This is a genomic window from Enterobacter sp. BNK-34, from assembly GCF_048684445.1.
Classification (GTDB): domain Bacteria; phylum Pseudomonadota; class Gammaproteobacteria; order Enterobacterales; family Enterobacteriaceae; genus Enterobacter; species Enterobacter pseudoroggenkampii.
This window is the reverse complement of sequence record NZ_JBLQUA010000001.1, coordinates 2,106,374-2,131,648: the sequence shown is the minus strand read 5'-3', so window position 1 is coordinate 2,131,648 and position 25,275 is coordinate 2,106,374. Positions and strand designations below refer to the sequence as shown.

26 protein-coding genes, 1 tRNA gene and 1 pseudogene are annotated in these 25,275 nt (G+C 51.5%); 8 read left to right on the top strand and 20 right to left on the bottom strand.

Features of this window, described 5'->3' with window-relative positions:
- Positions 1-16 precede the first annotated feature (16 nt).
- The 3 genes from ACMGG5_RS10305 to ACMGG5_RS10295 all read left to right on the top strand — a co-directional run bounded on the left by ACMGG5_RS10305 (position 17) and on the right by ACMGG5_RS10295 (position 3,399).
- Positions 17-1,948 (top strand): putative bifunctional diguanylate cyclase/phosphodiesterase, encoded by a 1,932-nt coding sequence (locus ACMGG5_RS10305; RefSeq protein ID WP_032646104.1) that lies wholly within the window; start codon positions 17-19, stop codon positions 1,946-1,948.
- A gap of 63 nt (positions 1,949-2,011) precedes the next feature.
- The gene (gene catA / locus ACMGG5_RS10300; RefSeq protein ID WP_420277813.1) at positions 2,012-2,689 is read left to right on the top strand and encodes a type A chloramphenicol O-acetyltransferase; all 678 of its coding nucleotides are present in this window, start codon (positions 2,012-2,014) and stop codon (positions 2,687-2,689) included.
- Between the two features lie 362 nt (positions 2,690-3,051).
- Positions 3,052-3,399, top strand: coding sequence for a hypothetical protein (locus ACMGG5_RS10295; protein ID WP_157188655.1), 348 nt, complete (start codon positions 3,052-3,054; stop codon positions 3,397-3,399).
- A gap of 608 nt (positions 3,400-4,007) precedes the next feature.
- Here the strand turns inward: ACMGG5_RS10295 and ACMGG5_RS10290 are convergent.
- The 4 genes from ACMGG5_RS10290 to ACMGG5_RS10275 form a co-directional block, all read right to left on the bottom strand.
- Positions 4,008-4,664: a hypothetical protein gene (locus ACMGG5_RS10290; protein WP_198313989.1), complete on the bottom strand. Its 657-nt coding sequence runs from the start codon at positions 4,662-4,664 to the stop codon at positions 4,008-4,010.
- 39 nt (positions 4,665-4,703) lie between these two features.
- Positions 4,704-5,255 (bottom strand): biosynthetic peptidoglycan transglycosylase, encoded by a 552-nt coding sequence (locus ACMGG5_RS10285; protein ID WP_157188654.1) that lies wholly within the window; start codon positions 5,253-5,255, stop codon positions 4,704-4,706.
- 636 nt (positions 5,256-5,891) lie between these two features.
- Positions 5,892-6,218, bottom strand: a complete 327-nt coding sequence (locus tag ACMGG5_RS10280) for a hypothetical protein (RefSeq protein WP_157188653.1) — start codon at positions 6,216-6,218, stop codon at positions 5,892-5,894.
- Positions 6,219-6,415: 197 nt separating this feature from the next.
- Positions 6,416-7,009 carry a hypothetical protein gene (locus ACMGG5_RS10275; RefSeq protein WP_232473039.1) on the bottom strand — a complete coding sequence of 198 codons (594 nt, stop codon included), beginning with the start codon at positions 7,007-7,009 and terminating at the stop codon, positions 6,416-6,418.
- A gap of 69 nt (positions 7,010-7,078) precedes the next feature.
- Here ACMGG5_RS10275 and ACMGG5_RS10270 point away from each other — a divergent pair, with 69 nt between their 5' ends.
- The 3 genes and pseudogenes from ACMGG5_RS10270 to ACMGG5_RS10260 all read left to right on the top strand — a co-directional run bounded on the left by ACMGG5_RS10270 (position 7,079) and on the right by ACMGG5_RS10260 (position 8,660).
- Positions 7,079-7,294, top strand: coding sequence for a hypothetical protein (locus ACMGG5_RS10270; protein ID WP_232473038.1), 216 nt, complete (start codon positions 7,079-7,081; stop codon positions 7,292-7,294).
- Positions 7,295-7,511: 217 nt separating this feature from the next.
- Positions 7,512-7,718: pseudogene (locus tag ACMGG5_RS10265) on the top strand (hypothetical protein).
- A 135-nt stretch (positions 7,719-7,853) separates the two neighbouring features.
- Positions 7,854-8,660, top strand: a complete 807-nt coding sequence (locus ACMGG5_RS10260; RefSeq protein ID WP_157188651.1) for a DUF4225 domain-containing protein — start codon at positions 7,854-7,856, stop codon at positions 8,658-8,660.
- Here the strand turns inward: ACMGG5_RS10260 and ACMGG5_RS10255 are convergent.
- The 5 genes from ACMGG5_RS10255 to proB form a co-directional block, all read right to left on the bottom strand.
- Positions 8,657-8,971, bottom strand: coding sequence for a hypothetical protein (locus tag ACMGG5_RS10255; RefSeq protein WP_032678921.1), 315 nt, complete (start codon positions 8,969-8,971; stop codon positions 8,657-8,659). The two genes, ACMGG5_RS10260 and ACMGG5_RS10255, sit on opposite strands and share 4 nt — an antisense overlap.
- 234 nt (positions 8,972-9,205) lie before the next feature.
- On the bottom strand, positions 9,206-9,364 hold the full coding sequence (locus ACMGG5_RS10250) for a hypothetical protein (RefSeq protein ID WP_198313987.1): 159 nt from the start codon (positions 9,362-9,364) through the stop codon (positions 9,206-9,208).
- Positions 9,365-9,925: 561 nt separating this feature from the next.
- Positions 9,926-10,001: transfer RNA gene (locus ACMGG5_RS10245), tRNA-Thr, on the bottom strand.
- Positions 10,002-10,112: 111 nt separating this feature from the next.
- A complete protein-coding gene (gene proA, locus ACMGG5_RS10240; protein ID WP_032646979.1) occupies positions 10,113-11,366 on the bottom strand; it encodes a glutamate-5-semialdehyde dehydrogenase in 1,254 nt (417 codons plus the stop codon).
- Positions 11,367-11,377: 11 nt separating this feature from the next.
- A complete protein-coding gene (gene proB / locus ACMGG5_RS10235) occupies positions 11,378-12,481 on the bottom strand; it encodes a glutamate 5-kinase (RefSeq protein WP_008501877.1) in 1,104 nt (367 codons plus the stop codon).
- Between the two features lie 304 nt (positions 12,482-12,785).
- Between proB and phoE the strand changes: the two genes are divergently transcribed.
- On the top strand, positions 12,786-13,838 hold the full coding sequence (gene phoE, locus ACMGG5_RS10230; RefSeq protein ID WP_032646978.1) for a phosphoporin PhoE: 1,053 nt from the start codon (positions 12,786-12,788) through the stop codon (positions 13,836-13,838).
- A gap of 160 nt (positions 13,839-13,998) precedes the next feature.
- Here the strand turns inward: phoE and crl are convergent, their stop codons facing one another.
- The 3 genes from crl to gpt form a co-directional block, all read right to left on the bottom strand.
- On the bottom strand, positions 13,999-14,400 hold the full coding sequence (crl, locus tag ACMGG5_RS10225) for a sigma factor-binding protein Crl (protein ID WP_024909470.1): 402 nt from the start codon (positions 14,398-14,400) through the stop codon (positions 13,999-14,001).
- A gap of 57 nt (positions 14,401-14,457) precedes the next feature.
- On the bottom strand, positions 14,458-15,702 hold the full coding sequence (frsA, locus tag ACMGG5_RS10220; RefSeq protein ID WP_157188646.1) for an esterase FrsA: 1,245 nt from the start codon (positions 15,700-15,702) through the stop codon (positions 14,458-14,460).
- A 104-nt stretch (positions 15,703-15,806) separates the two neighbouring features.
- The gene (gene gpt, locus ACMGG5_RS10215) at positions 15,807-16,265 is read right to left on the bottom strand and encodes a xanthine phosphoribosyltransferase (RefSeq protein ID WP_010427903.1); all 459 of its coding nucleotides are present in this window, start codon (positions 16,263-16,265) and stop codon (positions 15,807-15,809) included.
- 260 nt (positions 16,266-16,525) lie between these two features.
- Between gpt and pepD the strand changes: the two genes are divergently transcribed.
- On the top strand, positions 16,526-17,983 hold the full coding sequence (gene pepD / locus ACMGG5_RS10210) for a cytosol nonspecific dipeptidase (protein WP_148769532.1): 1,458 nt from the start codon (positions 16,526-16,528) through the stop codon (positions 17,981-17,983).
- Between the two features lie 76 nt (positions 17,984-18,059).
- Here the strand turns inward: pepD and dinB are convergent, their stop codons facing one another.
- The 8 genes from dinB to ACMGG5_RS10170 form a co-directional block, all read right to left on the bottom strand.
- Entirely contained in the window at positions 18,060-19,118 is a 1,059-nt protein-coding gene (gene dinB, locus ACMGG5_RS10205) for a DNA polymerase IV (protein ID WP_008500252.1), read from the bottom strand.
- A gap of 108 nt (positions 19,119-19,226) precedes the next feature.
- Positions 19,227-19,430, bottom strand: coding sequence for a (Na+)-NQR maturation NqrM (gene nqrM / locus ACMGG5_RS10200; RefSeq protein WP_023615899.1), 204 nt, complete (start codon positions 19,428-19,430; stop codon positions 19,227-19,229).
- On the bottom strand, positions 19,430-20,653 hold the full coding sequence (gene nqrF / locus ACMGG5_RS10195; protein WP_420277812.1) for an NADH:ubiquinone reductase (Na(+)-transporting) subunit F: 1,224 nt from the start codon (positions 20,651-20,653) through the stop codon (positions 19,430-19,432). Before nqrF ends, nqrM begins: the two co-directional genes overlap by 1 nt.
- 10 nt (positions 20,654-20,663) lie before the next feature.
- Positions 20,664-21,260 (bottom strand): NADH:ubiquinone reductase (Na(+)-transporting) subunit E, encoded by a 597-nt coding sequence (nqrE, locus tag ACMGG5_RS10190; protein WP_023334613.1) that lies wholly within the window; start codon positions 21,258-21,260, stop codon positions 20,664-20,666.
- A 6-nt stretch (positions 21,261-21,266) separates the two neighbouring features.
- Positions 21,267-21,905: an NADH:ubiquinone reductase (Na(+)-transporting) subunit D gene (locus tag ACMGG5_RS10185; protein ID WP_024909466.1), complete on the bottom strand. Its 639-nt coding sequence runs from the start codon at positions 21,903-21,905 to the stop codon at positions 21,267-21,269.
- Positions 21,898-22,692, bottom strand: coding sequence for a Na(+)-translocating NADH-quinone reductase subunit C (locus tag ACMGG5_RS10180; protein WP_024909465.1), 795 nt, complete (start codon positions 22,690-22,692; stop codon positions 21,898-21,900). Before ACMGG5_RS10180 ends, ACMGG5_RS10185 begins: the two co-directional genes overlap by 8 nt.
- Positions 22,685-23,920, bottom strand: coding sequence for an NADH:ubiquinone reductase (Na(+)-transporting) subunit B (locus ACMGG5_RS10175; RefSeq protein ID WP_407859470.1), 1,236 nt, complete (start codon positions 23,918-23,920; stop codon positions 22,685-22,687). Before ACMGG5_RS10175 ends, ACMGG5_RS10180 begins: the two co-directional genes overlap by 8 nt.
- Before the next feature lie 3 nt (positions 23,921-23,923).
- Positions 23,924-25,267 carry a Na(+)-translocating NADH-quinone reductase subunit A gene (locus tag ACMGG5_RS10170; protein ID WP_420277811.1) on the bottom strand — a complete coding sequence of 448 codons (1,344 nt, stop codon included), beginning with the start codon at positions 25,265-25,267 and terminating at the stop codon, positions 23,924-23,926.
- Between the last annotated feature and the right edge of the window lie 8 nt (positions 25,268-25,275).

Genomic DNA, 25,275 nt, shown 5'->3' with positions numbered 1-25,275 from the left:
CGTTCAGGAGAACATAATGAACAGGATACTGGTTGGTATCATTTTTTCTCTTTTTATCACGACAGGATATATTGCATACCTTGTTTATGATCGACAGCAGGAATTGCAAAAACTGACTCAATACACTGAGTCCTGGTCCGTGGCACAACTGGTATCAGAGTATTACCGTTTTGAATCATGGCTTGGTCTATACGCAACCGATACTGATGACGTTACGATAGACCAGGTCCGTATGCGCCTCGAAATTATGCTCAGTCAGGGCGATTTAATGAAAGGGGGCGATTTAGGTCGCTACATTGATAGCGATAAAACGCATCAGGAGCTCGCTTTACGCTTAGAAAAAATACTGGCCTATCTGGATAGTCATCTTGAAAAAATGAGCCACCCGGAGTTACAGGCATACCTGACAAATATGCATGAGCTCGACGCACCGCTCAGCCAGCTGTCTGCAACAGCATTAACAAAAGATATTAACACGGTTAATGAATCCAACAACAAAATACAAATCCTGTATTATATTTATTCCGCACTTTCTTTGCTTCTGGTGATTTTAAGCTTTATTCTTGGCTTCTTAATGATCTACCAGAATAAAAACATTCTGAAAGCACACATGCAGGTTAAAAGCCTGGCTGACGAACTTCAAATATCAAAAGAAAAACTGCAAATTCAGAACTCGAAGCTGGAATATGATGTTTATCATGACTCCCTCACCGGCATGAAAAACCGCCTTTTCTTCTGGGACGATCTCAACAAAATTAATCTTCAGGCAGATAAAAACCACGTCCCCGTCACGGTGATGTTATTTGATTTAGACCGCTTCAAAGAGGTCAACGATACCTATGGCCATGATACGGGAGATTTGCTGTTGAATCAGGTATCCCGACGGCTGACCTCGATGAGCAGCGCAACGGATACGTTTTACCGTTTGGGCGGCGATGAATTCGCCCTTCTCTCCAGCGGACTCACGGAAACCGCCGCCGTTTCGCGCGCCAAAGAAATCAGCGATCATATCAGCCAGCCCTATACGATTAATAACCAGCTGATAAAAATTGCCACCTGCGTGGGCATCGTATTATCTGATAATGAACGACGCTCTGATTATCTTTACAAATTTGCCGATCTGGCCCTCTACGAAGCGAAAAAAGAAGGTTCGCAGCAGATCAAAGTCTTCCGGCAGTGGATGCTGCAAAGACTGCAGGAAAGCAGGACCCTTGAACATGATATGGCTCTGGCGATCGATCACAATGAATTCGTTGTGTATTACCAGCCTATTGTCGATGCATTCAGCAATGAAATTTACGGCTATGAAGCGCTTATTCGCTGGATACACCCGGTGAAAGGGATACTCGCGCCAGATTATTTTATTTCCGTCGCTGAAAAAACGGGGATGATCAATGAGATCGGCAAGTCAGTGCTTGAGATGGCCTGCCGGGAAGCGGTGTCCTGGGCGGTGCCGGCCAGGATCTCGGTGAATGTCTCACCCGTTCAGCTAGGCACTAAATCGTTTACCACGATGGTACAGTCCATTCTGAAAGAGACGGGGCTACCGGCCAACCGACTCGAGTTAGAGGTAACAGAGTCTTCGCTCTTCAGTGACAGCAACATGCCGATCACTATTCTCAAAAAGCTCCGGGCACTGGGCGTAAAAATTTCCATCGATGATTTCGGAACCGGATATTCCTCGCTTTCACGACTGAGTGAACTTAATTTTGATAAAATTAAAATCGACAAATCCTTTGTGAACCCGATATCCACGCAGGATGATGCCCTAAATATCGTTAAGTTGATTACCGGCATGGCGAAGAGCCTCAATATGCGGGTCATTGCAGAGGGTGTTGAAACCGAAGCGCAGCTTGAACGTCTTCAGGCGCTTGGCTGCGATCTTGTGCAGGGATACCTGTTCGGAAAACCACAGGCTGAGATTGACAGGAAGATTAGATACGGTTGAAATGGTTGCGCGGTTGGTTCTGGCCCTAAATCATGTAGACGATTGATAATCAAAGGTTAAACAATGAAAAAAACAGCCCCGGCCTATACGCCTGTTGATTTATCTCGTTGGCCAAGGAAGGAGCATTTTGAAGTCTTCCAGTCATTTGCTGAATGCACAATTAACCAAACCGTTCTGATCGACATTACCGCGCTGCGAAAACATATCAAAGCGGTGGGTTGGAAGTTTTACCCGACGATCATTTTTCTCCTGTCTAACATCATGAACCGGCATCCTGAGTTCCGTATGGCCATGAAAGATGATGAGCTCGTCGTCTGGAATGAAATTCATCCAAGCTATACGATTTTCCATCCCGAAACGGAGACGTTTTCGTCGCTATGGAGCCATTATGACGGCAATATTCATCACTTTCAGAACACGTATGCAGAAGATACGGCCCGCTATGGAAATAACCTTTCTTACTGGCCCAAGGAAGAGTCACGGGAAAATGTCTTTTTCGTGTCGTCGATTCCGTGGGTAACGTTTACAAACTTTAATATGAACATTGCGCATATGAAGAACTTCTTTTCGCCAATGTTCACGTTTGGAAAATACTACGAGCAGGATGGAAAAGTGCTGTTGCCGCTCGCGGTGCAGGTCCATCATTCGGTGTGCGATGGCTTCCATGTGGCAAGGATGTTTAATGAGTTGCAGGAGATGTGTGATGGTTTGCCGGGGCTTTCAGAGGAGAGGAATGGCTGATGCACAAGGGACAAATGTTGTTTATTTGATAGTCGGAAGACTACGTTTAAAGATGGTGCGATAATAGGAATACAACAAAACATACTATGTTAGTGAGTTATATGCCTTTTACTAGGTTGTGTTTTTCTTGATACCCCCAAAAGTACCCCCGTAAAATTTTCTACTCTACCATTAGAGCACAAAAGCTTTACCGTGGGGATCACACGCTCACGAAGTAACTAATTGCCTGAGAGTCTAAGTTACAGAAAACGCCAACTGTATTTTGAAGAGGAAAATGGTTTCGCGCGTAGATAACCTGCATGACAATCTTAGTATCTCGTTTTACTATGAATTTCCCATCTGATTCTAAAATAAGGAATACTATGCGCCGCCCGATCCCTGCGCAGCTTGCTGCTCCTGAAACACTAGAATTTTGTCAAAAAATTGTTCCTGAAGTTCATCCCTTATTGCTTAACAGTGACCCTTTACCGGAAGCGGAAGAAATGGACTGCTTCGTCAATGTCGAACAGGCTATCGCTAAGAACGGCGGCAGGGCTGTTTACGGCTGGGCTATATGGCAAGTACCCGGTGTTTATATTGAAGCCGAGTTTCACTGTGTTTGGGAGAATGATGCAGGAGAAATGCTGGATGTCACGCCATACCCTTATCGTATGGATAACTTCTCTTTCTCGCAGATAGGTCAAGGATTTACAAGGCCGGCAGGTAGATAATATCCGTCAGGCCCTGGTCAATGATCCTGATGTGATCAGATGGTTGTACCTTGCCAGAAAACGTTTTGAAATCTTAAATACAGGTGACCTAGCGAATCAACATGGACGTATTGAACTACCTCCAAAATTAGTCAAAGAGTTCAGCAAAGTCATGGAAGAAGCTGAAAGGCTGGGTTTTCGACTAAAACATAGGTATCCATAACGAGAGGTTTTTTAATACCAATAGCCATTCTAAATGCTGAAACCACTCATTAAAATGGATTATCTCCAAAATTTTGGGGGGGGTGATCAAGCGACAAAATGAATAATAGAAATACCAGCAACCCCAGTCATATCAAAATGAAAAAAAGTTTCCTGAATGGCTCTAAACATATTTCTAGATACACTTACCAATCCTTTCGCAATATCGCTCCCAAGCTCAATAATGATAAAAAAACACTTTAAAGACAGAAACAAACCAAGAAAAAACAAACCTCATTGAACCCATACCAAGTAATAGAATTAATCTAAAACATTAATAACAAAGGCAAAAATAATTACTCAACACGCTTTGTCAGCATCATGAAATTAGTTAACCGCACAATGCTGACAGCACCTAGTACAAAAAACTAGTTCAAACTGAGAACCACTTGTTGAACATAACTTTTCCAATCCTTATAACACCTTACAGAAGCGGATTTTATAGCAGGTGCACATTGAGTAGCATCTAATTTTTGTTTAAGCTCCCACATTGATTGAGCAATGATTCTATTTGAGGAATACTCGTTCCTGTTCGGTATCATCTTAGAATCAATAAAACCACGGCGTAAAATAATTTTACCACGTTTATTGTTATCTTCCCAAAATGCCTCTTCCCTGGCACTAGGACGTAACGTTCCATTTTCATAATCAGATGACCAATTGTTAAAATCAGTCTCAAGTCGACTAAACAACTCAGATGAAACAATAAAAAAATCTAAATCCGAGTGTTTCCCAAAAGCGGTACCTCTTTTATATGGAGCTAAAGACTGTCCCAATCTGGCGCTTCCACTCAAATGAATCTCTTTTGGATCTACCTTAAGTTTAGCTCCTAGCCATGTTCTGACCACTTCATATAATGCTGGGGCTGTTTTAAATGCAAAAGGAATACCTTCTGAGAGCCACAATCTCGCAATTGCTTCTTTAGATTCTTTCCCACCATTTTTAGCGGCATCAGCAACAACAGAAGCATTTGGATAGCTATCCATTAATGGACTCAAATGTGGTGAGACTTCAAAAGCTTTCATCGCGTTTACCTCTTCCTTTATAATAAAAAAGACTATCTTCTAAATATTCCGAAGGTTGCGTATTATATGTTTTGCTCGGGATTTGATTTTATCATCACGAAGCCGATCTAAAATTTGGGGTTCAGGGTACTTAAGCCTAGCTACAATACAAGCTGCATCAAAATCCGTAACATCCAACAAGTTAACATTTAATTGATGAGAAGCCTGAACCAAGCCATTCATTCTCCATCCATAATACGCAACAAATAAGTACATTTTAGGAATATCACTTCGCTTAACATACTTTGTCAAACGCCATGCTAGATACATTTCTGATAACTTTCTTCGCAATGTTCTCTCATAACGACCTGTCAGCACCCTTACAAGTTGCATAGCAATTGTTGAAGCACCTTCTCTTTTGCCACAGAAATTAGTTCTCCATGCAGCACGTAATATAGAAATGAAGTCAACACCATGGTGCCTACCAAATCTATGGTCCTCAGCAACAATCAACATTGTGATTAACACGGGAGATATATCCCAATTATCGATATCAACTTGAAGCTTTTTCAAATTACTTTTTAACGAAAACCAGTCATCACAGATCTTCATTTTTCCTCAATTCTTAGCAACACTAGACCAAAGCAAAAAAATTTAATTTCAGAAACTACTTTCACCTTTCAGTGATCAACCGTTGAAAATAACATACTAGAAACAAGTCAAAATGGGAATAGTATTACCATTCTCATTTTGAACAAACTACTTTATGAAAAAAAACATTATTAAATCCATAACGAGCCTTATCAACAATGCGAGATTCAAAACTATACAACGCACGACTTCCTACATAAACGATCGAGGAGTTATTTTAGCTAAAATTATGTACTATGTAATGGACAGTCGAAAGCAACTGTAACTTAGAGAGCGTGTAGCCATAAATCCACACTGGCGGTGCCGGCGGGTGACAAGTTTTGACAGATGCATCCCACGATCTGCACCTGAAGTTTTCTAAAGGGGGAGCGGTTGACAGTTCCCCATAGTAAGGCATAACAAACCATAACAGGCTGACACCTGCCCTGCTTCGCATCAGGATTAACAAAAGTTAACAGCCAAGGCTCAACAAATCTCAACGCCAGCCCTTTACACTTCTGCTGTAGCTGCTGTTCGTAGGCGTAAGGATCCGTTAGGTTGGGTTGACACTTTTCCCAGTATCTCGCGAAAAGTGTCAAGTTTGAGGGGCTGGGGGGTTTACAGTTTTTCGCCGTCCAGCAGGCAGAGTGACATTAAACCAGTTTTGTTCCAGTCATCCAGCGTATCGGGGTGCATTGTGGCAACGTAAGCCAGCTCGGAACGAAGAAACCGTAAGGCGCCTGCTGCACGGTCTTTGCCATAGAAGCTGTGGGTTTCTTCATCCGGCCGGAAGAGAATCAGCAATTGTTCATCGGGCTCGTGCTGAACATCAAAACCCAGCTCAGCGGCTGCGGCCTCTATTCGCTGGCCAGCATTAATATCAGCCGGCAGCTCTTTCCCGCCGTCATACCCCCATACCCACGCGGCGGCCTGCGCCCACGTCATTGCATTGTGATGATCACCAGCACCAGCACCAGCACCAGCACCAGCACCAGCACCAGCACCAGCACCAGCAGAATTTTGTTTAGCCTGCGATGCTTCGACATCCACTTTATCGCCTGAAATTAAAATTTCACCGCGGGCTATCCAGCCGTAAGCAGTTTGCCGGCTGACGCCCATATGCCTGGCGTAGGCTGATTTACTTAACAGCATTCTGGTGTCCCTCCCTGCTTCTCTTCTGAATGTGTCTGCCGCTGGCTGCCTTTGAGCATCGCGCTGACATGTTCGCTTAACTGGTCAAGGCCGGTCATGTGGGGCAGAACTTCTGATGGATCGTCGTTCTTCCCGTAAACGAGATTGTTATACCAGGTTCGGACAGTTGTAATTTGTGCGACGTCCTTCCTTACCGCGTCGACCAGATCGGCAACCGCGTTAATCACCTGCCCGTTCTCTGATGCAATACGGGAGAAGCCGAGACGTTTTAGCTGTTCCGTATCGAGTCCCGAACACACAGCATGCGCCCTTAGTAAGGCGTCCGCCAGCTCCTGATGCTTTCCACTGTGCATCGACAGCAGCATTTTTTCCTGGCTGCGGCGATCCAGTCGGGCGAATGCCAGGCGCATTTCACTGTCACGCATGAATCCCTGAACATCATCAGATGCCAGGGGATTAACCGGAGCGAGCTTGTTCTTCAGGTAATCGAGAATGTTTGCGGCCTGCTCGCTTACGGCTGCCACCCCGCGGGTAAAGTCTTTGAGCGTGTCCGGGTTAAGCTGATTAGCTGGCTTGAAAGTCATAACAGACAGCTATTCGCAGATGATGTAGCGGTAACAATGGCCTCTTTATGTTTGCGTGTCGGTGACACGGTGAATTTGAAGTTCAACCAGTTCAGGGAGGGAAACACGCTGGAAGTGCTTGAGAGTAAGACGGGCAAGAAAAAGGAGATCATCGCCCCTGCAAAAGTGTGGGAGATCATAGAACGCCGCCGTCAGGCATTTCCGAAAGATGAATATGTTTTCACGTCACACAGCAACCGTGCATCAGGAAAAGCGCCCGTAAGCCGTGAGTTAGGTGAACCGTGAGATCAAACAGGCTGCGAAGAATGTCGGGATTAAAGGAACGGTAGGCTGCCATTCTTTTCGCAAGTTTTCTGCCACACAGGTGTGGGAAAAGTCTAACGGGAATTTAGCTTTAGCCATGAAAGCACTGAACCATTCAGACCCTTAAGTCACCATGAACCATTTGAAGATTGACGTTAAGAGCGGGCGCTGCTCTTGCAAACATTTGGGAGTGAACAACATGAAACATGTTGTGCTAACGCTGGCACTATTCCCAACCCTGGCGATTGCCGGACAAATTACGATGACCAACCCGCAGGAGGAATAGACGAAGAACGGGAAAACGCTATGCACGTATCAGAACAGCATCTACTTGTTTACAGTAGTGACGCGCTCACAGTCCTGCCCGAACTCCAGGACGTTTGATACGTCGAACAATGAAAAATAGAGTATTACCGCGTGGAGTCTCAGGGTTTGATTATGTATTCGTTCCGCTGAAATCAGATGTTGGGAAATCATTTCCTGTTGTCTTCGACCTTATTGCACGTAAAATGACCAGACACATTTTGGGAAGGAGTCTTTAATGGATATCGCGCTGCTCAACAGGGGCTGGAACAGAACATGGTCAGATACCATGGTGAATCTGGAAGCCCGGAAACTGGTCGAAACAGCAAATCGGCTATCAGCATTCTATTTGCAAGATGGGATAACACGTATCAAGTTTGTTGGAGAGATAAAACAGGTTGTAGATAGAGAGTTTGAAACAGCTCGACGAGCTAAAACCGATGAAGAATGTATTGTATGCATCAAAAATCTTCGTGCTGAAACAGACAACCTGCTTGAACAAGAGCGTCTGTTAAAAACCAAGTCCGCACAGCTTTACGCGAAGGTCGAGTTTGTTAAGGAAAATAATAAAATCGTCGGCTACATGATTTCAGCTATTCATATTGTGGTTTCTGGAATGGCAATTGCTGGCGGTGCGTTGATGGTCGCTACGATGACACCTTTAGGTATGCTGGCAGGGGCTATCCTTGTAACAGATGGCATTAACGGTCTGTCAAAAGAAATCATTCCTGGAATCTATGGGAAACAATATAAAACAGAGGGATTTGTGGCTGATGGGACTATGGAAGCGGCCCAGTTTATGGGTTTCAAGCCTGAAACAGGACTTGCGATTTATAACGCTATTACGTTAACTGCGAGTGTATATAGCATCTTTGGATTAGCCAGAAGACCCGAAGCATGGAGGCTATTTAAATGGATGCCCCGTGATTTCTATCGCAAGGTCGACACGATGAGCCGTCCCAAATTAACAATGAAAATAGTAGGTTATGGACTTAAGGCCAAAGTAATATTTGACCTGCTTTCTACTGACACATCGAACCATTAGCCTCTGAATTTTCTCCAGAACCGCCAGGATTTGTAAGAAAGGACTGGCGGCTGAATAAATGCAACGATGACTATTGCGATCAGAATTGATATCCCACCACCCACGACGGTTTCTTTCGCAGTAAACAACACTAAAAGGATAAAAACCATCAGACATGCCGATGTTATCCATAAAACAACCCTGAATCGATTAGCCAGATCCTGAATCGCTTCCCCCAAGGTTCCGCCGTAGCTTTCAACGTTGTTTTTTATCTTCTGCAAATCTGATGGCGTAAATCCTGAACGTAACAACGCCTCATCAGTCACTTTCATATCGTATCGTCCTTTATCACTCAGAAGCTGTTTCTCAATCACTGATTGTGCCAGCAATCATACTGATGAACTTTATAGCAATCCAGCCGAAACTTTTCGGTAGAGTCTGTCGCCTTTCTTGTCGTCTGGGTGGTGCCAAGGCATTTCGACCATTTGAGGTTAACGATCAGATGATGTTTGTACAATTTATTAGATTTCTAACAATACAAACCATTTAGCGCCGTGATCGGTAGGTTAAAACATGTTGTTAGCCGCTCGCGCCAATTTGATTTCCTCTCGCTCTTCCTGTTTTTTAGCAAGCCAGGCTTTCCCCTCTGGTGTTGCCAGGAATTTGCGGGCGTGAATCTTACGGTTGTTTCGCTTCGTGGCTGCTGCATTCCTGGCTTTTGACATAGTATCCCCTCCGCTGAATATGCCAGCATTCAACGTAAATCAGAGACAGTACAACGAAAGTTACAATGGTGCAGATAATAGATGACCATTACGTGCCGTGTGGGGCACATAAGAAAAGGCGGCGCGTAGCGCTTCCGCAGGGTGTGATCCCGGGGGGATAAAGCCTTAGCACGTTCTCTTATCAGGTGATCGTTATACTCCGGTGATCGAAACCGTGGCAGAGCCGGATTCTTTCCCGATCCGGTTAGTCTTCCCAACATTACGCCTGTTTATTCTCTGCGACCTTTCACAAGGTATAGCATTATTGAGCGCCGCACGAAGCGCGGAACGTATCGCTAAGGGTTCAAGCGATGTGTTTAGAGAGCCCGGCAACTCTTTCAGCTTCAAGGGATGGCAAAATTTCTAATGCTGTTCGGGGTTGAGCCCGGTAACTACCCGCTAGTACGTTGTACAATCCTTGAGCCGATACAACGCAAAGGCGTTTACCAGGTGTTATCAAGGATGATAATTGAAGATACAATCCGTTAGATATTTTGCGCTAAGTGATTGATTTTTTTGAAATGGTGCCGATAATAGGAGTCGAACCTACGACCTTCGCATTACGAATGCGCTGCTCTACCAACTGAGCTATATCGGCCCTGAGAGGCCGGTTACGAGTGTAACCACGGGGCAAAAGGTTAGATCTATCCGGGTGATGCGTCAATGCCCTTTTGAATCAAACGGCTACTTTTGCATCACCCGTTATTATTTACGCACGAATCGTATCGTCGCCGAAGCCGATCCACTTGTACGTGGTCAGCGCTTCCAGCCCCATCGGACCGCGCGCGTGCAGTTTCTGCGTGCTGACCGCCACCTCAGCGCCGAGGCCGAACTGGCCGCCGTCGGTGAATCGGGTGGAGGCATTTACATACACCGCAGAGGAATCCACTTCGTTCACGAAGCGATCGGCATTGCGCAGCGTACGCGTCAGGATGGCGTCAGAATGCTGCGTGCCATGCTCACGGATGTGCGCAATCGCGTCGTCAAGATCGCTCACGATTTTCACATTCAGATCCAGTGACAGGAACTCGTCGTCGTACTGCTCCGCGTTGACGGGAACCACGTTAGCCGGGCCATCCTGCAGCAGCGCGAGCGCACTGGCGTCAGCATGCAGCGTCACGCCGCTCTCTGCCATCTGTTTGCTCAGGGCTGGCAGGAAGGTGTTCGCAATATCCTGATGCACCAGCAGCGTTTCAACGGTGTTACAGGTGCTTGGACGCTGGGTCTTCGCGTTAACGATAATCTTCAGCGCCGGTGCAATCTCAGCGCTATCGTCGACCACGATATGGCACACGCCGATACCGCCGGTGATCACCGGAATCGTCGACTGCTCGCGGCACAGCTTGTGCAGGCCAGCGCCGCCGCGTGGGATCAGCATGTCGATGTATTTGTCCATGCGCAGCATTTCGTTGACCAGCGCGCGGTCTGGGCTCTCGATCGCCTGTACGGCACCCGCCGGTAAGCCACACTCCTCCAGCGCCTGCTGAATGACTTTTACCGTCGCGGCGTTGGTGCGCCAGGTCTCTTTCCCACCGCGCAGAATAGCGGCGTTACCGGTTTTCAGGCACAGGGAGGCGACATCCACCGTCACGTTTGGACGGGCTTCATAAATAACACCGATAACGCCGAGCGGCACGCGTCGGCGCTCCAGGCGTAAACCGCTGTCGAGCAGCCCGCCGTCGATCACCTGCCCTACCGGGTCGGCCAGATTGCAGACCTGACGAACATCGTCGGCGATGCCTTTCAGGCGTGCCGGCGTCAGCGCCAGACGGTCGAGCATCGCTTCGCTCAGACCGTTGCGGCGCGCTTCCAGTAAATCCTGTTCGTTGGCGAGCAAAATTTCCTGGGACTGTGATTCCAGATAATCAGCGATTTTTTCCAGCACGCGGTTTTTCTCGCGGCTGGAAAGGAGCGCCAGTTTGTAAGAGGCGGCCTTCGCGGCGGCGCCCATTTGTTCCAGCATGTTCTGGCTCCTTAACGAATAATCATGTCATCGCGATGTACGGCAACCGGGCCATATTCATAGCCCAGAATGGCGTCGATCTGCTGTGAGTGGTGACCCGCGATGCGGCGCAGGGCATCGCTGTTATAACGGCTTACGCCGTGGGCGATGTCGCGGCCTTCGAGGTTACGGATACGGATCACTTCACCACGGGAGAAGTTGCCTGTCACGCTTTTAATTCCTTTAGGAAGTAATGAACTTCCTCGTTCCAGAATCGCGGCGGTTGCCCCTTCATCGACGACGAGTTCGCCCGCAGGCGGCGCGCCAAATATCCAGCGTTTACGGTTTTCCAGCGGGGATTCCTGAGCGTGGAAGCGGGTGCCGACCGAGATGCCTTCCATCACGTCACCAATCACGCCTGGGCGGCTGCCCGCCGCAATGATGGTGTCGATACCGGCGCGGCACGCCACGTCAGCGGCCTGCAGCTTGGTCCCCATGCCGCCCGTTCCGAGGCCGGACACGCTGTCACCGGCGATGGCGCGCAGCGCATCGTCGATACCATGAACGTCGGTAATCAGCTCGGCTTCCGGGTTGGAGCGCGGATCGGCAGTGAACAACCCCTGCTGATCGGTCAGAAGCAGTAATTTATCGGCGCCGGCCAGAATGGCGGCCAGCGCAGAGAGGTTATCGTTATCGCCTACTTTGATTTCAGCGGTAGCAACGGCATCGTTCTCGTTAATGACCGGAACGATATTGTTGTCCAGCAGCGCGCGCAGGGTATCGCGGGCGTTCAGGAAGCGCTCTCTGTCTTCCATATCCGCACGCGTCAGCAGCATCTGCCCGACGTGGATGCCATAGATAGAGAACAGCTGTTCCCAGAGTTGAATGAGTCGGCTTTGCCCCACGGCGGCCAGCAGCTGTTTCGAAGCGATCGTCGCGGGGAGTTCGGGGTAACCCAGGTGTTCACGCCCGGCGGCAATCGCCCCGGAGGTCACAATCACAATACGATGCCCTGCGGCATGTAACTGAGCGCACTGACGTACAAGCTCAACAATGTGGGCGCGATTTAGGCGGCGCGATCCGCCTGTTAAAACACTGGTACCGAGTTTTACCACCAGCGTCTGGCTGTCACTCATGATTCTCTGCCGTTCAACGATAAGGGAAAGTAATGTCGAACGAACGTTTTAGCAGGAGTCAGCCCCGTTGCCAACTGCCTTAGCACATCGCGAAACACTTTGTTGCGCGGGATCAGGAAGCGTAGCGGGAGAATTTGACACTTTTATTACCGAAATAATAAATCACAGTTTTTTAAAATTATTCTTAGTTTGTCATAAAAGTTTCATTCCAGAACGATAAAACCCTTCCTGTTTTTTCACGGGACTTAAGCATGAGCTTATCGTCCAGCGAATTTTTTAGCGCGTTTATAAGACAGGATCGAAAATGAAAAAGAGCACTCTGGCATTAATGGTTATGGGCGTAGTGGCTTCTGCATCCGTTCACGCAGCTGAAGTTTATAATAAAGATGGTAATAAGCTGGACGTGTACGGCAAAGTGAAAGCCATGCACTACATCAGCGATGATGCCACCAAAGATGGCGATCAGACTTACGTTCGTTTCGGTTTTAAAGGCGAAACCCAGATTAACGATCAGTTGACGGGCTATGGCCGTTGGGAATCTGAATTTGCGGGTAACAAAGCCGAGAGCGACTCCTCTCAGAAAACCCGTCTGGCGTTCGCGGGCCTGAAGCTGAAAAACTTTGGTTCTCTGGATTACGGTCGTAACCTGGGTGCCCTGTATGACGTTGAAGCATGGACCGACATGTTCCCTGAGTTCGGCGGCGACTCTTCCGCGCAGACCGATAACTTCATGACCAAGCGTGCGACCGGTCTTGCTACCTACCGTAACACCGACTTCTTCGGCGCGGTTGACGGCCTGGACATGACCCTGCAGTACCAGGGCAAAAACGAAAACCGTGACGCCAAGAAACAGAACGGTGACGGTTTTGGTACCTCTCTGACCTATGACTTCGGCGGCAGCGATTTCGCCGTCAGCGGCGCTTACACCAACTCTGACCGCACCAACGCGCAGAACCTGCTGGCGCGTGGCCAGGGGCAGAAAGCCGAAGCCTGGGCAACCGGTCTGAAATATGACGCTAACGATATTTATCTGGCAGCGATGTATTCAGAAACCCGCAATATGACGCCAATTTCTGGCGGATTTGCAAATAAAGCGCAGAACTTTGAAGTGGTCGCACAATATCAGTTCGACTTTGGTCTGCGTCCGTCCCTGGGTTATGTCCAGTCTAAAGGCAAAGATATCGAAGGTATTGGTGACGAAGATCTGGTGAAATACATTGACGTTGGCGCGACCTATTACTTCAACAAAAATATGTCCACCTTTGTTGATTATAAAATCAACCAGATTGACGACAAAAATAAACTGGGCGTGAGCAGCGATGACATCGTTGCCGTGGGTATGACCTACCAGTTCTGATGATGCGAAATAAAAAACCGGCCTGTGCCGGTTTTTTTTATTTCGGGGATTAATGCGGACTGGTGCCCTCCCCCCGGCCCTCTCCCTCGGGGAGAGGGAGAAAACCATCATTTTTTGTAGTCCGGGTAAGGCGAAGCCGCCACCCGGCGCTGGGACACCATCAGGCAGTCAGCTTCACCGCTTCACTGGAAAAGTTATCTGCGGGCTCGAGCTTGAGATCCAGAGTCGCCAGCAGTGCGCGTGCCTTATCATGGAACTCTTTAAGCGTATATTCCAGGCGGTCAATGACTTCCTGATCTTTAATAGAGGTGGCCTGCCAGTTGCCGTCTTTATTAAACAGGCCAAACTGGTAGCTATACGTAAAGCGTTTTTCCTCTGCTTCCATTTCCATCCACCAGCCCCAGAATTCACGTTTTTCGGGTGCAGGCTTCACGTTGACGCATACAGCCAGGCAGTCGAAAAAAAAGCGATTCTCTTCACACTGCTCTTCTCGAATATACGGGCCGAGAGCCATAAACTTCTTAATCAGTCTACTTTTCGGGTGTCCACTCGGTAACGTCATTGCGATCTCCTTTTGTGAAGCCACTGTTTTACCAAACCAGCAAAATTTAGCAATCTATTAACACAATCTCTGAGCGATCCAGCGCGTAATCTCTTTCAGCGCTTTATCGAAATTCTGATAGACCGGGCTGAACGGCACTTCTAACAATTTGCCATCCGCAGATGACGACGTGATTAAGCGCGACTCTTCTTCCGGACTGAACGGATCGTTTTTCCAGAATCCCGACAGCATCGGCGTTGGGCAGCGACGTCCCAGCAACCCTTGCGTTTTTAACGAGTAGCGATTGAGCTCAACGCGCAGCGCTTCGTCTGATGCATCATGCATGCCAAGACGGCTGGCCAGCACATCAAGGTACATTTCAGGTACGCCCCCCTGGCGTGCAGGATCGCTGAGCAGGGCGTGAACGACCGGACCGAGGCAGGCGACGGCTTTCAGGCGAGAAGATTCAAGGTAAGCCAGACGCACCGCGACGTTTGCACCAAAGCGGAAGCCAAATGCCGCCACGCGGGTGTGGTCGACCCACGGAATGTTTTCCAGCGCTTTTAGCGCATGCTGGTGCAGCAGGCTGGAATCCTGAGTCAGTTTCCATTTGGAGGAGAAGCCGATTGAGGGCATATCCAGCGTCAGCATGGCGATCCCTTTTGGTGCGAAGTAGCGCTCATACAGGCTGTAATAATCGATTTGCAACGAATCCAGCCCACCGCACATAAGGACGGTCGGGAACGGGCCTTCACCTTCAGGCATATGCAGGAATCCGGTAATGGATGACCCACCCGGAATGGTAAACTCGAGTTCGCGCATCTGGCCCGGCAGGCGTTGAGCCGCCTCTTCATAGGCGCGATTCGCCAGCGCCTGTGCCTGCTCGGCCAACTCATCACCTTTCAGATGTGGATACGCGGCAATGGCGTAGAGATTGGCCGCATGCAGCCAGTGCTTGCCGCTGCGCGTGGCATCCTCTTCCTGGCTGGCTTTTTGCTGCCAGAGCATCGCCTGTTTAGACCACTCGTAGATCCAGTTTCCGCCGCGATAGCCCACTACCGTATCATAGAGTTCGCTGTCGGTACGCTCGGCTTCACTCATCACGATACGCGCCTGCACATCAAGGATTTCACGGGGATCGATACCGCGCCAGACCCACATCAGGCGGTTAATCATACGATACCAGTGGGGCACGTTTTTACCGTCTAACGCGGACTGGACGGCAGGCTGGGTCCCCGGATTAAAGCGACGCACCAGCGTCGACGTTTCAGGGTGTTTGAAACGGGGTTTGAAAAGTGTCTCGGTGAGATTCGCCTGCGTCATTGCGTTGCCTCCATGAATACGTCATATGAAGACTATTGTAACGCGTGGCAGGCCAAAAAGAACAACGCCCGGCATTGCCGGGCGTGTAAAGTTACGTACTGGGATTAACGGCCTGAAATCGGCGGTACGAAGACCACGCCCATATCCCATGGCTGTTCAATCCAGGTATCCTGCGGGATATCAATCACGTAATCGTCAACCAGTGGGCGACCCGCCGGTTTTGCGAAGATAGTGACGAAATGTGCTTTCGGATACATTTCGCGGATAGCGACCGCAGTACCGCCGGTATCTACCAGGTCATCAATCACGATGAAACCTTCACCGTCGCCTTCCGCGCGTTTCAGCACGGTCAGCTCACGCTGGTTGTCATGGTCATAGCTGGAGATGCAAACGGTATCGACATGACGAATACCCAGCTCACGTGCCAGCAGCGCCCCCGGTACCAGACCGCCACGACTGACGGCAATAATGCCTTTCCACTGTTCGGAAGGCATCAGACGCGCAGCCAGTTTGCGTGCGTGAATCTGCAACATGTCCCAGGTGACGACGTATTTTTCGCTCATGTGAAGTGTCCCAGCCTGTTTTTATACGGCTTAAAAAGTGTTCGAGGGGGAAATAGGTTGCGCGAGATTATAGAGATCTGGCGCACTAAAAACCAGTGTTTAGCGCCCTCTGCCTGTGTTTTTACATGCTTTATGCTACCAGCCAGCAGAGAAAGTGGTATTCTCAGTTTCATCTCGCAAGCCTGACTTGTGGTAACTATTAACCTGCTAACCCTGTGACCTGCAACCCTGTTTGCAGCGCCTCGACAAGGAGACTTATCGTGTCTGAACTGTCTCAACTATCTCCGCAGCCGCTGTGGGATATTTTTGCCAAAATCTGCTCCATTCCACACCCTTCCTACCATGAAGAACAGCTTGCCGAACATATTATGGGCTGGGCGAAGGAAAAAGGTCTGCATGCGGAACGTGACCAGGTTGGCAACATTCTGATCCGCAAACACGCCACCGCAGGCATGGAAAACCGCAAACCGGTTGTGCTGCAGGCGCACCTGGACATGGTGCCACAGAAGAACAACGACACCGTTCACGACTTCACCAAAGACCCAATCCAGCCGTACATCGACGGCGACTGGGTGAAAGCACGCGGCACCACCCTGGGCGCGGATAACGGCATCGGTATGGCCTCTGCGCTGGCGGTACTGGCTGACGACAGCGTTGAGCACGGTCCACTGGAAGTGCTGCTGACCATGACCGAAGAAGCAGGAATGGACGGCGCGTTCGGTCTGCAGGCGAACTGGCTGCAGGCGGATATCCTGATCAACACCGACTCTGAAGAAGAAGGTGAGATCTATATGGGCTGCGCGGGCGGGATTGATTTCATCTCTACCCTGCCGCTGTCACGCGAAGCAATTCCTGCCGGTTTCCAGACCTTCAAGCTGACGCTGAAAGGTCTGAAAGGCGGCCACTCCGGCGGCGATATTCACCTGGGTCTGGGCAACGCCAACAAGCTGCTGGCGCGCTTCCTGGCAGGCCATGCGGCTGAGCTGGATCTGCGTCTGGTTGATTTCAACGGCGGTACCCTGCGCAACGCGATCCCACGCGAAGCCTTCGCCACCGTGGCAGTACCGGCGGCAAAAGCCGACGAGCTGAAAAAACTCTCCACCGTGTACCTGGATATCCTGAAAAACGAACTGTCGGCGAAAGAGAAGAACCTGACCGTGGTGCTGGAATCCGTCTCCACGGATAAAGCCGCGCTGACCGCGAAGTCTCGTGACACCTTCGTTCAGCTGCTGAACGCGACGCCGAACGGCGTGATCCGCAACTCTGACGTGGCGAAAGGCGTGGTGGAAACCTCACTGAACGTGGGCGTGGTGACCATGAGCGACGACAGCGCGGAGATCATCTGCCTGATCCGCTCCCTTATCGACAGCGGTAAAGAGTACGTGGTGAGCATGCTGGAGTCTTTGGGCACGCTGGCGGGCGCGAAAACGTCTGCCAAAGGCAGCTACCCGGGCTGGCAGCCGGATGCAAGCTCTCCGGTGATGGCGCTGGTGCGTGAAACCTATCAGCGTCTGTTCAACAGCACCCCGAACATTCAGGTGATCCACGCCGGTCTGGAATGCGGTCTGTTCAAGAAACCGTATCCGGATATGGATATGGTGTCCATCGGGCCAACCATTACCGGTCCGCACTCGCCGGATGAGCAGGTTCATATCGAAAGCGTCGGTCACTACTGGACGCTGCTGACTGAACTGCTGAAAGCGATCCCCGTTAAGTAATTCCCTCACCCCAGCCCTCTCCAAAAGGGGGAGGGTGAAAAACGCAGGCCCGGTAAGCGTAGCGCACCGGGCTTTTTTACAATCCTAATACCAGCTGTCGCTCTAACTGCGGATCCAGCAGCGTGACGTGCAACCCCACCAGCCTCACCCCTCGCCCGCCCCGGCGTTCTTCCCATGCCTTTTTTGCCGTCGCGATAAGATCGTCTTTATTCAGTCGCGGCCAGACGTGTTCCTGCGTGGTCTGCTGGAAGTCGTTGAATTTTAATTTGATACCCTGACGGGCAATGAGCAGGTCCGGCTTCACCTTGCTTAAGCGTCGCTCCAGCTCCGGGTAAAGCTGTTCCGTAATTATGGTTTCGCATTCGGACCAGTCATGAATATCTTCAATGAGGGTGCGCTCAACGCCGACGGATTTCCGTAGCCGTTCGCTGTTCACATCGCGATCGTCAATCCCCTGGCTGCGCTCCCACAGCACGCGGCCAAACTTCCCAAATCGCTTCAGCAGCATGGCGAGGTCACTTCGCTGCACGTCTTCACAGGTCCGTAGCCCCATGCTTTCCAGCTTTGCAGCGGAGACTTTCCCGACGCCGGGGATTTTACCGAGCGGTAGCGTTTTCAAAAACGCAGGCACCTCTTCCGGTGTGATGACGTACTGACCGTTGGGCTTATTTAAATCCGAAGCGATTTTGGCAAGGAATTTAACGGGCGCGACACCCGCCGATGCCGTCAGATTCAGCTCGTTGAAAATCGTCTGGCGGATCTCCTGCGCCATCAGCGTGGCGGAGCCGTGGCAGTGCACGCTGTCGGTCACATCCAGATAGGCTTCGTCCAGCGACAGCGGCTCTATCAGAGAGGTATAGCGGGAGAAGATTTCCCGAATATGAAGGGAAGCCTCTTTATAGGCGTCGAACCGCCCGGGCAGAAGCGTGAGATGAGGACAAAGCTTTAAGGCCATCGCCGTCGGCATGGCGCTGCGCACGCCAAATTTGCGCGCAGGATAGTTGGCGGTGCTGATGACACCACGCTGCACGCGGCTGCCGCCAATGGCGATGGGAATATCCCGCAGCGCCGGGTTGTCTCGCATCTCCACTGCGGCAAAAAAGCAGTCCATATCAACATGGATTATTTTGCGCATAGTAAGCCCTCACTCATTACTGGATAAGTATACAGTAAATAAATGAGAATTGAGAAGCAGATGTAAGAATGCCGGGTGGCGGCGTTGCCTTACCCGGCCTACAAAAACTTAAATAATGCGCTGCTGCTCGCGCGCCATGCGTTTTTTGCGGGCGTCGCACGGTTCCGGGCAGTCGCAGACCTTCTCCATACCAATGGAGGAAATACCGCCGCAGCTGCCCTGAATGCTTTTCCGCTTAACGATCCAGCCTAACGACATGCCGAAGATGACAAGCACAAAAACCACAAAGGTTGCCAGAAACGTCAGCATCATCAGCCTCCGAAGTCATCAAGCATGATGTTCTCATCTTCAACGCCGAGATCTTTCAGCATCTTAATCACGGCGGCGTTCATCATCGGCGGACCACACATATAGAACTCGCAGTCCTCGGGCGCCGGGTGCTGTTTGAGGTAGTTTTCATACAGCACGTTGTGGATGAACCCCGTATAGCCCGTCCAGCTATCTTCCGGCTGCGGATCGGAGAGCGCCACATGGAAGGTAAAGTTCGGGTTTTCACGCGCCAGCTGTTCAAACTCGTCGTCATAGAACATTTCGCGCAGCGAACGCGCCCCGTACCAGAAGCTGATTTTACGCTTGCTGTCGAGCCGCTTGAGCTGGTCAAAAATGTGCGAGCGCATCGGGGCCATACCGGCACCGCCGCCGATAAAGACCATTTCCGCGTCGGTATCTTTCGCGAAGAACTCCCCGAACGGACCGGAGATGGTAACCTTATCTCCCGGCTTCAGAGACCAGATGTATGACGACATCACGCCCGGCGGTGCATCCGGCACATTCGGTGGCGGCGTGGCGATACGCACGTTGAGCATGATAATGCCCTTCTCTTCCGGATAGTTGGCCATGGAGTAGGCACGCAGCGTCGGCTCTGTTACCTCGGATACAAAGCGGAAGAGATTGAATTTGTCCCAGTCGGCCCGGTACTCCTCAGGCACGTCGAAGTCCGCATACGCCACGGTATGCTCAGGACACTCAATCTGAATGTACCCCCCGGCGCGGAACGGAACATCTTCCCCTTCCGGTACCCGCAGCTTCAGTTCTTTAATAAAGGTGGCTTTGTTATCATTAGAGATAACCTCGCACTCCCATTTTTTAACGCCGAAGATCTCTTCCGGCAGCTCAATCTTCATGTTCTGGCGCACCGCGACCTGGCAGGCCAGACGGCAACCCTCTTTTGCCTCACGCTTAGTGATATGCGCCAGCTCGGTGGGCAGAATATCGCCACCGCCCTCTTTTACCGTCACGCGGCACTGCCCGCAGGAGCCGCCACCGCCGCAGGCTGAGGAGACAAAAATACCGTTACCGGAGAGCGTGTTGAGCAGTTTATCTCCCGCCGGCGTGCGGATCTGATTCTGCGGATCGTCGTTAATATCAATCACCACGTCGCCGGAATTCACCAGCTTCGCGCGCGCCGCCAGAATGAGTCCTGACAGCACCAGTACAATCAGCGTGAACATCACCACGCCAAGGATAATTTCCATCTGTTAGCCCTTATAGCTGCACACCGGAGAAGGACATAAAGCCCAGCGCCATCAGACCGGTGGTGATAAAGGTGATCCCTAAGCCACGCAGACCCGCAGGCACGTTGGCATATTTCATTTTCTCGCGGATCCCCGCCATGGTGACAATCGCCAGCATCCAGCCGATGCCGGAACCAAAACCGTACACCACGGATTCACTGAAGTTGTAATCACGCTGAACCATAAACGAGACGCCGCCAAAGATGGCGCAGTTCACCGCGATCAGCGGCAGGAAGATCCCCAGCGCGTTGTACAGCGACGGGAAGTACTTATCGAGGATCATCTCGAGGATTTGCACCAGCGCCGCGATCACCCCGATAAAGGTGATGAAGTTCAGGAAGCTGAGATCAACCCCTTCCACCAGCGCGCCGTCCCGCAGCACGAAGTTGTACACCAGATTGTTAATCGGAACCGAAAGCCCCAACACAACGGTGACCGCCACCCCCAGCCCAAATGCCGTAGAGACCTTTTTAGACACGGCAAGGAACGTGCACATGCCGAGGAAAAACGCGAGCGCCATGTTTTCAACAAACACCGCGCGCACAAACAAACTCAGGTAATGAGCCATCGTCGGTTACTCCTTTTCCTGCTGTTCTGGCTTCAGCGTACGAATCAGCCAGATCAGCAAACCGATAATGAAGAATGCGCTAGGGGCCAGCAGGAACAAACCGTTTGGCAGATACCAGCCGCCGTTTTGCACCGTGTCCAGCACCGTGATGCCAAACAGCTTGCCGCTGCCAATCAGCTCGCGCAGGAACCCCACGGTCAGCAGGATCGCGCCGTAGCCCAGGCCGTTGCCGATACCGTCCATAAAGCTCGCCAGCGGCGGCATTTTCATGGCGTAGGCTTCCGCACGCCCCATGACGATACAGTTGGTGATAATCAGCCCGACAAACACCGAGAGCTGTTTGGAGGTTTCATAGGCGAAGGCGCGCAGCAGCTGATCGACCACGATCACCAGCGAGGCGATGATCGCCATCTGCACGATGATCCTCACGCTGTTGGGAATGTGGTGGCGGATCATCGAGATAAACATGCTCGAAAACGCCGTGACCAGCGTGACGGCCAGCGTCATCACCACCGCCGTTTCCAGCTTGGTCGTTACCGCCAGAGCTGAACAGACGCCCAGCACCTGCAGCGTGATCGGGTTATTGGCGAGCAGTGGGCCAATGAGCACCTTTTTCACTTCTTTCAGTTCACCGGTATCAGCCATTGTTCAGCGCTCCTTCACGTACGTTTTTCAGGAAAGGACCAAAGCCCAGCTCGCCCATCCAGAAATCAAAACTGTGCTGCACGCCGTTTGAGGTGAGCGTGGCGCCGGAAAGCCCGTCGACCGCGTAGTCGTCACCGGGACGTGCCGCCCCTTTCATCACCTTCAGCGCAGGCAGACCGTTATCGTCGAGCACTTTCTTGCCGACAAACTGTGCCCGCCAGTTCGGATTTTCCACTTCGCCGCCCAGCCCCGGCGTTTCGCCCTGGTCATAATACGTAATGCCTTTAACGGTGCGGCCATCCGTATCCAGGGCCACAAAGGCATACATCATTGACCACAGGCCGTTGCCGTAGATCGGCAGTACCACTTCCTGGATGCGTTTTTGGGGGTCACGCACCAGGTAAATTTCGGCCAGGTTGCTGCGGCGCTTAATCCCGGCGGGATCTTGCGATGCCTCGAGCGTCACGCTCATCTGCGGATCTTTCAGCGCCAGCGCCTGGTTGAAGGTTGCCGGGTCTTTATCCAGCAGTTCACCCGTTTTTAAATCCACCAGCCGCGCGGAAATACGTTCGGCAAAGACGGCCGAAACGTCGTCTGCGCTCATTCCTTCCTGCATCAGCCCGGCCACGGCCAGAATGTTGCGCTGTTTATCCAGCGCGCGTTGCTCCTGCTGCAGAGGTTTTAACCCGACGGCAGAACCGGCCACGACGATGGAACAGACCAGACAGAGCACCAGCACCACCAGCAGCGTTTTGCTGATGCTGTCGTTATTTTTAACCTCAGCCACGCGCCTTCCTCCGCTTGATGTTGGCCCGCACCACCAGGTAGTCGAACAGCGGCGCAAACAGGTTGGCAAACAGAATGGCCAGCATCATCCCTTCCGGATACGCCGGGTTGACCACGCGGATCAGGACACACATCGCGCCAATGAGCACGCCATAGCTCCATTTACCTTTGTCTGTAAACGAGGCCGAGACCGGGTCCGTCGCCATGAACATCATGCCGAACGCGAAGCCCCCCAGCACCAGATGCCAGTACCACGGCATGGAGAACATCGGGTTGGTAGTAGAACCAATAACGTTGAACAGGGTGGCGGTCAGCACCATGCCGATCATCACGCCTGCCACAATCCGCCAGGAGGCCACACGTCCGAAAAGAATGATCGCCCCGCCAAGCAAAATCATCAGCGTCGAGACTTCACCGATGGAGCCCGGAATGTTGCCAATAAAGGCATCAAGCCAGGTGACTGGCTGACCCGTCGCGTTGTTCACCAGCGTTTCGCCACCGTGGGCCGCCCACTGTGAAAGCGGCGTCGCGCCGGAAAAACCGTCTGCCGCCGTCCAGACCAGATCGCCTGAGATTTGCGCCGGATAGGCAAAGAACAGAAACGCACGTCCCGCCAGCGCCGGGTTAAGGAAGTTCCGCCCGGTGCCGCCGAAGATCTCTTTGGCAATCACCACGCCGAAACTGATGCCCAGCGCCGCCTGCCAGAGCGGTAAGGTTGGCGGGACAATCAGGGCAAACAGAATCGAGGTCACGAAGAAGCCTTCGTTGATCTCGTGTTTACGGATGATGGCAAACAGCACTTCCCAGAAGCCGCCCACGATAAATACCGTGAGGTAAATCGGCAGGAAGAACACCGCGCCCAGCGTCATCATACTGATCCAGCCCGCGTCTGCAGCGAAGCTCACCCCTAACGACTGGGCCAGACGGTAGTGCCAGTCAGACCGGAGCACCTGCGCCAGCTGCTGCGCATCGTACATGTGGTGCAGCGCCGGTATGCTCTGCAGGCCAACGTTGTACATTCCCCAGAACATCGCCGGGAAGACCGCAAACCACACCAGGATCATCATCCGTTTGAGGTCGATGGCGTCGCGAACGTGCGCCGCGCCTTTCGTCACCAGCCCCGGCGTGTAGAAAATAGTCGCCGTTGCTTCATACAGCGGGTAGTACTTTTTGAGCTTCCCTTCGGTAAAGTGCGGCTCAATTTTTTCAAAGAGGTGTTTTAAGCCCATCGGTTATCCTTCCTGCTCAATGCGGGTTAACACCTCGCGCAATACCGGTCCATATTCGTATTTGCCCGGACAGACATAGGTACAGAGCGCCAGATCTTCTTCGTCAAGCTCCAGACAGCCCAGCGCCTGCGCGCTGTCGGTATCACCGGCGAGCAGATCGCGCAGCAGCATGGTCGGCAGAATATCCAGCGGCATGACGCGCTCGTAGTTACCAATCGGGACCATGGCGCGCTCGCCACCGTGCGTACTGGTCGAGAAGCTAAACAGCTTATTACGCAGGAAATGGCCCAGCGTGGTGCGGGTGACGGAATATTTTTCCGCACCGGGCAGCACCCAGCCGAACAGCTCTTTCTCACGCCCTTCCTGCACAATGCTGACTTGCAAATGGAAACGTCCCAGATACGCGTGTGCATTGGCAGCATGGCGTCCGCTGAGGACCGAACCGGAAATCAGGCGGTTTTCACCCGCTTTGGTTTCCCCCACCAGCAGTTCATTGATGTCTGCGCCCAGCAGCGTCTTCACCAGGCGCGGGTGTGCAGCCTGCGGCCCGCCGACGGCGACGATCCGTTCAGCGCAGAGTTCACCCGTAGTAAAAAGCTTACCGATGGCGATGACGTCCTGATAATTCAGATGCCAGACCCATTTCGTCAGGCTTACCGGCTCAAGAAAGTGGATGTGCGTTCCGACCAGACCCGCCGGATGCGGGCCAGCAAACTCATTAAACGTGACCTGCCCCTGCGGATGCCCGCCAAGCTTGCCGCCGCCGGCCTGGCAAACGTGGACTTTCCCTGACGTGAGGCGGGTTAAAACGGTCAATCCGGCATCGAAGGCTTTGCGCTGTGCCAGGATAACCGGCTGCGGGTCCACGCTAAGCGGGTTGGTGTCGATGGCCGTGACGAAAATCGCGGCCGGTTCCGTGCCCGGAACAGGGGATTTGCTGAAGGGACGCGTACGAAGCGCGGTCCATAAACCGGACGCCAGAAGCTGAGCCTGAACGGCGTCACGGCTCAGCGACGCGAGGTCTGCGGCATCGTAATGGGCGAATTCACGCTGTTCGTTGCCTTCAATACGGATAACCACCGACTGCAGAACGCGTCGTTCGCCACGGTTAATCGCCACAACGGTGCCACTTGCGGGGGCCGTGAACACCACGCCGGGATTTTTTTTATCCTCAAAGAGCGCCTGTCCTTTGATCACGCGATCGCCTTCCTGTACCAACATAGAAGGTCGCATTCCCAGGTAGTCATCGCCCACAATGGCGACATGATGGACGCTTGCGCCTGTCGAAACGTGCTGCGCGGGCACGCCTGCAATCGGCAGATCAAGTCCTTTTTTTATTTTAAACATGTGGTTAG

Coding starts and splice junctions, on each gene's coding strand:
- nqrM (WP_023615899.1), bottom strand. CDS start 19,430: ATGATGCTGACGTTTCTGGCAACCTTTGTGGTTTTTGTGCTTGTCATC.
- ACMGG5_RS10255 (WP_032678921.1), bottom strand. CDS start 8,971: ATGAAAGTGACTGATGAGGCGTTGTTACGTTCAGGATTTACGCCATCA.
- ACMGG5_RS10275 (WP_232473039.1), bottom strand. CDS start 7,009: ATGACTTTCAAGCCAGCTAATCAGCTTAACCCGGACACGCTCAAAGAC.
- ACMGG5_RS10295 (WP_157188655.1), top strand. CDS start 3,052: ATGCGCCGCCCGATCCCTGCGCAGCTTGCTGCTCCTGAAACACTAGAA.
- ACMGG5_RS10185 (WP_024909466.1), bottom strand. CDS start 21,905: ATGGCTGATACCGGTGAACTGAAAGAAGTGAAAAAGGTGCTCATTGGC.
- ACMGG5_RS10170 (WP_420277811.1), bottom strand. CDS start 25,267: ATGTTTAAAATAAAAAAAGGACTTGATCTGCCGATTGCAGGCGTGCCC.
- ACMGG5_RS10285 (WP_157188654.1), bottom strand. CDS start 5,255: ATGAAGATCTGTGATGACTGGTTTTCGTTAAAAAGTAATTTGAAAAAG.
- ACMGG5_RS10175 (WP_407859470.1), bottom strand. CDS start 23,920: ATGGGCTTAAAACACCTCTTTGAAAAAATTGAGCCGCACTTTACCGAA.
- catA (WP_420277813.1), top strand. CDS start 2,012: ATGAAAAAAACAGCCCCGGCCTATACGCCTGTTGATTTATCTCGTTGG.
- nqrF (WP_420277812.1), bottom strand. CDS start 20,653: ATGGAAATTATCCTTGGCGTGGTGATGTTCACGCTGATTGTACTGGTG.
- proB (WP_008501877.1), bottom strand. CDS start 12,481: ATGAGTGACAGCCAGACGCTGGTGGTAAAACTCGGTACCAGTGTTTTA.
- phoE (WP_032646978.1), top strand. CDS start 12,786: ATGAAAAAGAGCACTCTGGCATTAATGGTTATGGGCGTAGTGGCTTCT.
- ACMGG5_RS10260 (WP_157188651.1), top strand. CDS start 7,854: ATGGATATCGCGCTGCTCAACAGGGGCTGGAACAGAACATGGTCAGAT.
- ACMGG5_RS10250 (WP_198313987.1), bottom strand. CDS start 9,364: ATGTCAAAAGCCAGGAATGCAGCAGCCACGAAGCGAAACAACCGTAAG.
- ACMGG5_RS10280 (WP_157188653.1), bottom strand. CDS start 6,218: ATGACGTGGGCGCAGGCCGCCGCGTGGGTATGGGGGTATGACGGCGGG.
- proA (WP_032646979.1), bottom strand. CDS start 11,366: ATGCTGGAACAAATGGGCGCCGCCGCGAAGGCCGCCTCTTACAAACTG.
- nqrE (WP_023334613.1), bottom strand. CDS start 21,260: ATGGCTCATTACCTGAGTTTGTTTGTGCGCGCGGTGTTTGTTGAAAAC.
- frsA (WP_157188646.1), bottom strand. CDS start 15,702: ATGACGCAGGCGAATCTCACCGAGACACTTTTCAAACCCCGTTTCAAA.
- dinB (WP_008500252.1), bottom strand. CDS start 19,118: ATGCGCAAAATAATCCATGTTGATATGGACTGCTTTTTTGCCGCAGTG.
- crl (WP_024909470.1), bottom strand. CDS start 14,400: ATGACGTTACCGAGTGGACACCCGAAAAGTAGACTGATTAAGAAGTTT.
- ACMGG5_RS10305 (WP_032646104.1), top strand. CDS start 17: ATGAACAGGATACTGGTTGGTATCATTTTTTCTCTTTTTATCACGACA.
- ACMGG5_RS10290 (WP_198313989.1), bottom strand. CDS start 4,664: ATGAAAGCTTTTGAAGTCTCACCACATTTGAGTCCATTAATGGATAGC.
- gpt (WP_010427903.1), bottom strand. CDS start 16,265: ATGAGCGAAAAATACGTCGTCACCTGGGACATGTTGCAGATTCACGCA.